The sequence below is a fragment of the Actinomycetota bacterium genome (genome assembly GCA_036280995.1).
Classification (GTDB): Bacteria; Actinomycetota; CALGFH01; order CALGFH01; family CALGFH01; genus CALGFH01.
Genome location: DASUPQ010000381.1, coordinates 1 through 4,317 on the forward strand (window position 1 = coordinate 1; position 4,317 = coordinate 4,317).

4 protein-coding genes are annotated in these 4,317 nt (G+C 68.3%); 2 read left to right on the top strand and 2 right to left on the bottom strand.

Translation table 11 applies throughout. From position 1 onward, the window contains the following. Positions 1-928: 928 nt before the first annotated feature. A complete protein-coding gene (locus tag VF468_12835; protein HEX5879181.1) occupies positions 929-1,858 on the top strand; it encodes a metallophosphoesterase in 930 nt (309 codons plus the stop codon). 501 nt (positions 1,859-2,359) lie between these two features. Next, entirely contained in the window at positions 2,360-2,896 is a 537-nt protein-coding gene (locus tag VF468_12840; protein ID HEX5879182.1) for a phage integrase N-terminal SAM-like domain-containing protein, read from the top strand. Here VF468_12840 and VF468_12845 read toward each other — a convergent pair. Together VF468_12845 and VF468_12850 are read right to left on the bottom strand one after the other, a co-directional pair. Further along, positions 2,893-4,113, bottom strand: a complete 1,221-nt coding sequence (locus VF468_12845; GenBank protein ID HEX5879183.1) for a sigma-70 family RNA polymerase sigma factor — start codon at positions 4,111-4,113, stop codon at positions 2,893-2,895. The genes VF468_12840 and VF468_12845 overlap by 4 nt on opposite strands. Then, a partial coding sequence (locus tag VF468_12850) for a YciI family protein (GenBank protein HEX5879184.1) occupies positions 4,110-4,317 on the bottom strand: 208 nt, incomplete at its 5' end. The genes VF468_12850 and VF468_12845, both read right to left, overlap by 4 nt.

A 4,317-nucleotide genomic window follows, 5' to 3' on the forward strand; every position in this document is an offset into this window, starting at 1 on the left:
GGCAAACGGCTCTTCCGCGACAGCAGCGCGCCGAAGCCTCTTCGGCTTGTCGAGAGCAACGTGACGAGCACGGGCGCGATCTTGGCCACGTACGCGAGATCCGAGGGCTGATCGAGCCGTGCGACCAACGATGGCGGCGATCGAAAGTCTCACTGGGCCCGAACCGGTCCAGGCGGGATTGTCAGAACGCATCCTTTCGCCCCTGACGCTCGCCAGCGACCTGGGGAAACGCTGGTCCGCACAGCGCTTAGCCCTCGATACCTGATGAGGATGAGGGCGCTGGTTCAAGTCCAGTCAGGCCCACGACACGGGGTTGAGCTGCGGAAACGCTCGTCAGACGTGTTGGTCGGTCTGGCTGCTCCCGTGGGTCGCCTGCGCGTAGCGGTTCCAGAACGCATCTCTCAAAGAGGGCCTAAGAAGAAGCTCGCCCGTTCGCGGCTTGTGTCGGCGATCCGCACCGCCATCGATGACCCACCATGCAAGATCGCACCGCCGAGCTGTGGGTGCGGATCGCCCAGGAAGACGGCGCCACACGGGCTTCCGAGCAGATCGAGAGCACCGTGGCCTAGGTATGGAACTGATGGAGATGGTGGACACTTGGGTCTCCAACCAGGGAGGAGACCCTGCGACCGAGCAGCAGCTGCTCAGGATGGCCAAGCGACGCCTGGCGATCCCTGCGCCATGCTGAGGAGATCACCGGCAACGTCAGGCTGACCTGCCGCTTCATCTACGAGGCATGCGGACGCCGGGTGAACGTGGCCGCAAGGTCCGCGTTCCTCGGATCGTGGCCTGACCCGTGTATCTTCCCTGGCGACAAATTGCTGTGGTTTGATTGTGGCGAGGCGTGACCGCCCTTGGACCGTGTCCTTCGGCGTCATGAGGAGAAATAATGGTGCGAAGGATATTCGTGCTATCCGCTGTGCTATTAATGGTCCTGGCAGCGGGGCCAGCGGCGTGGGCCGACAACATCGCGGCGGCAGGGGACATCAGCCAGAAGGTCGGCGGGGCAAGGAACGACCAGGCGACGGCCCGACTTATCGCGCCATCGTCGGGGAATGGCATCGGGCTGGTGCTGGCCCTAGGTGACACCCAGTATGAGTGCGGGGAAATGGAGAACTACCTCGGCGCGTACGATCTGAGCTGGGGCCAGTTCAAGGGAATCACCCGACCGGCGCCGGGGCACCACGAATACCTGACCAGCTCTCCCAACGGGTGTTTGGGACAGGCTCCTGGTCCCATGAGCATGCTGCAACCTGCCGGGGCCGACTACTACCAATACTTTGCTGGGAGGACGCCACCCCACCCTGGCTACTACTCGTTCAACGCCGAGGCGTGGCATTTCGTCGTCCTCAACACGACCTGCGCGGTGGTGCCGGGTGGGTGCTCGGGGGCGATGCTGAACTGGCTGAAGGCCGACCTGGCGGCGAACAAGCTCGGCTGCACGGTGGTCATCGGGCATAGCCCATACCTCTCGTCGGCAGCTCCCAACTATGGGACGCCCAACCTGTCAGCCATCTGGCCAACCCTGGTGCTCAACGACGTCGACCTGTTCATTGCGGGTCATAGTCATGCGTACGAGCGCCTGGCCCGCGTCCGGACCCAAGGCAACGTGGACGAGGATTGGGGTCCGGGTGACGGGGACGACGGCCACTCCGGCGTGCCCATCGTCATTGCAGGGACTGGCGGCCACTCGCTGATCCCATTCGGGAGGATTCACCCGGCCAGCCGGTCCAGGGTGGCGGGCAAGTACGGCATCTTGAAGATCGTGCCCAACTACCCGTCGTTAGGCCGGTGGGTCCAAGCGTTCAAGACCACAGACGGCCAGACCCTGGATCGGGTCTCGATGAGGTGCCATTGACATGCGGGCCGCCATCTGCCCGAGTCAGCTCGGCCCCCCAGGTCCGCGTGGTGCGTAACGAGGGCAGTGTCGACCTGGTGACGGTGGTGGCCTCACTGGTTCCGGCGGACGCGGCCAGGCGGATCGACGCGCCGAGTCCCGGGACCTGCCCCTTTTGAGTGAAGTACCGCTGACCTCTGACCCCCGCACGAGGGCAGCCGCTGGCGGGTGGCCGCCTCGCCGAACGGGGGCCGCCGCTCGTCCTCAAGCCGATCGTTCGGCTAGGTTGGGGTCCTTGGGGCGCTGGAGCGCCAGGTCGACGGCTTCCCGCTGGCTGACCCGCGGCTGCAGATCCAAAATCGAGAGGACGCGTCGTCATGGACGGCCGGCCCGGGTGACCGAGGCTAGACCCGGCCACGTACCGCCCGGCCCTCGGCGGCGGACAGCGGTTCACCCCATCCTTGTAGGACTTACGGAGTAGCACGACCAGCGGAAAGGCTGGATAGCATCCCACCGAGTTCGTTGCTCCACCCGTTCCGGCGGCACCTGGAGGCGGAGAACCACTCCGAGCGCACGCTCGCCTCCTACCTGCAGAGCGTCCGGCAAGCCGAGGCCTTCCTCGCGGCCCGGGGCACGCGGCTAGAGGAGGCAAGCCGCGCCGACCTGGAGGCGTTTCTGGGCGATCTGCTGCGGCGGGCGCCGGCGACGGCGGCCACCCGCTACAAGGTCCTGCGCATCCTGTACGGCTGGCTTGAGGAAGAGGAGGAGATCGACGCCAACCCGATGGCGCGGATGAAGCCGCCGATCGTTCCTGAGCAGCCCGTCCCTGTCGTGCCCGAGGACGGCCTGCGGCGGCTGCTTGCCGTCTGCGCCGGTAAGGGCTTTGAGGCCCGCCGGGACACCGCGATCATCACGCTGCTGCTGGACACTGGCGCCGCAGCGGCGAGTTCGCCTAGACGATTGGTTCCAAGGGGTGTGGTAGGCCACGCGCAACAAGGTCGAACTCTGCCCGCCCCGAAACCTGACTCAAGTGTCGAGAATCCAGGCCCAAGGATCTAGCGGTGCTGCCTGTTGAGCTTGGCAGCCTTGGTCACGAGGTATTGTCGCTCCGGCTCGCTGGTGGTCCTGGCGGCGGCCGCGCGGTAGTACGCGGCGGCGGCCTCGGTGGCGCCGATCATGTCGAGCAGGTGTCCGCGCACGGCGTCGAGCCGGTAGTGGCCGGGCAGCCGCTTGTCCAGCGGCGCTAACAGGTCCAGCCCGGCCCGCGGGCCGTGCACCATGGCGGCCGCGACGGCGCGGTTCAGCTCCACCATCGGGTTGCCGGACAGGCGCGCCAGCAGGCCGTACAGGCCGAGGATCTGCGGCCAGTCGGTGTCCTCGGCACGCTCGGCGCCGTCGTGCAGGGCGGCGATCGCGGCCTGCAGCTGGTACTCGCCGACTACGCCGCCGGACATCGCGGTGGCGGCAAGCCGCACGCCTTCGGCGATCGCCGGCCGGTTCCACCGTGTCCGGTCCTGTTCGGCCAGCGGGATCAGCTCGCCGTGCGCGCCGGTGCGGGCCGGGCGCCGGGCGTCGTTCAGCAGCATCAGCGCCAGCAGGCCGGTGACCTCACTGCGATCGGGCAGCATCGCGTGCATCGCCCTGGCCAGCTGGATCGCCTCGCCGGACAGGTCGGGGCGGTGCAGCTCGGCGCCGGCGCTGCGGGTGTAGCCCTCGTTGAACAGCAGGTACAGCACGTGCAGCACGGATCCCAGCCGCGCCTCGAACTCCTGGGGGGCGGGTATCCGGAACGGGATGCCGGAGGCCTTGATCTTTTGCTTGGCCCGGCTGATCCGCTGGGCCATCGTCGCCTCTGGCACCAGGAACGCCGTGGCGATCTCCGCGGTGGACAGCCCGGCGACCGCGCGCAGCGTCAGCGCGATCGAGGACGCTGGGGTCAGCGCCGGATGACAGCACATGAACAGCAGCACCAGCGCGTCGTCCCGCTGCGCCGGCTCGGCGCCGGGCAGCTCGCGCAGCGCGGCGGATTTCTCCCGGCGCCGCCGCGCCTGGTCGCTGCGGTACTGGTCGGTCAGCCGCCGCACGGCGGTCTGGATGAGCCAACCGCGCGGGTTGTCCGGCAGCCCCTCGGCCGGCCAGTGCATCGCGGCGGCCAGCAGCGCCTCTTGCACGGCGTCCTCGGCGGCGTCGAAGTCGCCGTGGCGTCGCACGACCGCGCCGAGGACCTGCGGCGCCAGCTCGCGCAGCAGGTCCTCGATCCGCGCGGTCGAGGTCACAGGTCCCCCGGCTCCAGCATCGCGCCCATGAGCTGGCGCACCTCGATCCGATTCCGCAGCGGCACGCCGCCGGGTCCCGGCGCGGCCGACACCCGCGCCGCGATCTCGATCGCGCGTGCCTCGGACTCCACGTCGACCAGCTGGTAGCCGGCCAGGACCTCCTTGACCTCGGTGTACGGGCCGTCGGTGACACCGGGCTGCCCT

What these genes read in the sequence shown, in the direction of transcription:
- VF468_12835 (HEX5879181.1), top strand. Translation starts at nt 929, where the DNA reads ATGGTCCTGGCAGCGGGGCCAGCGGCGTGGGCCGACAACATCGCGGCG.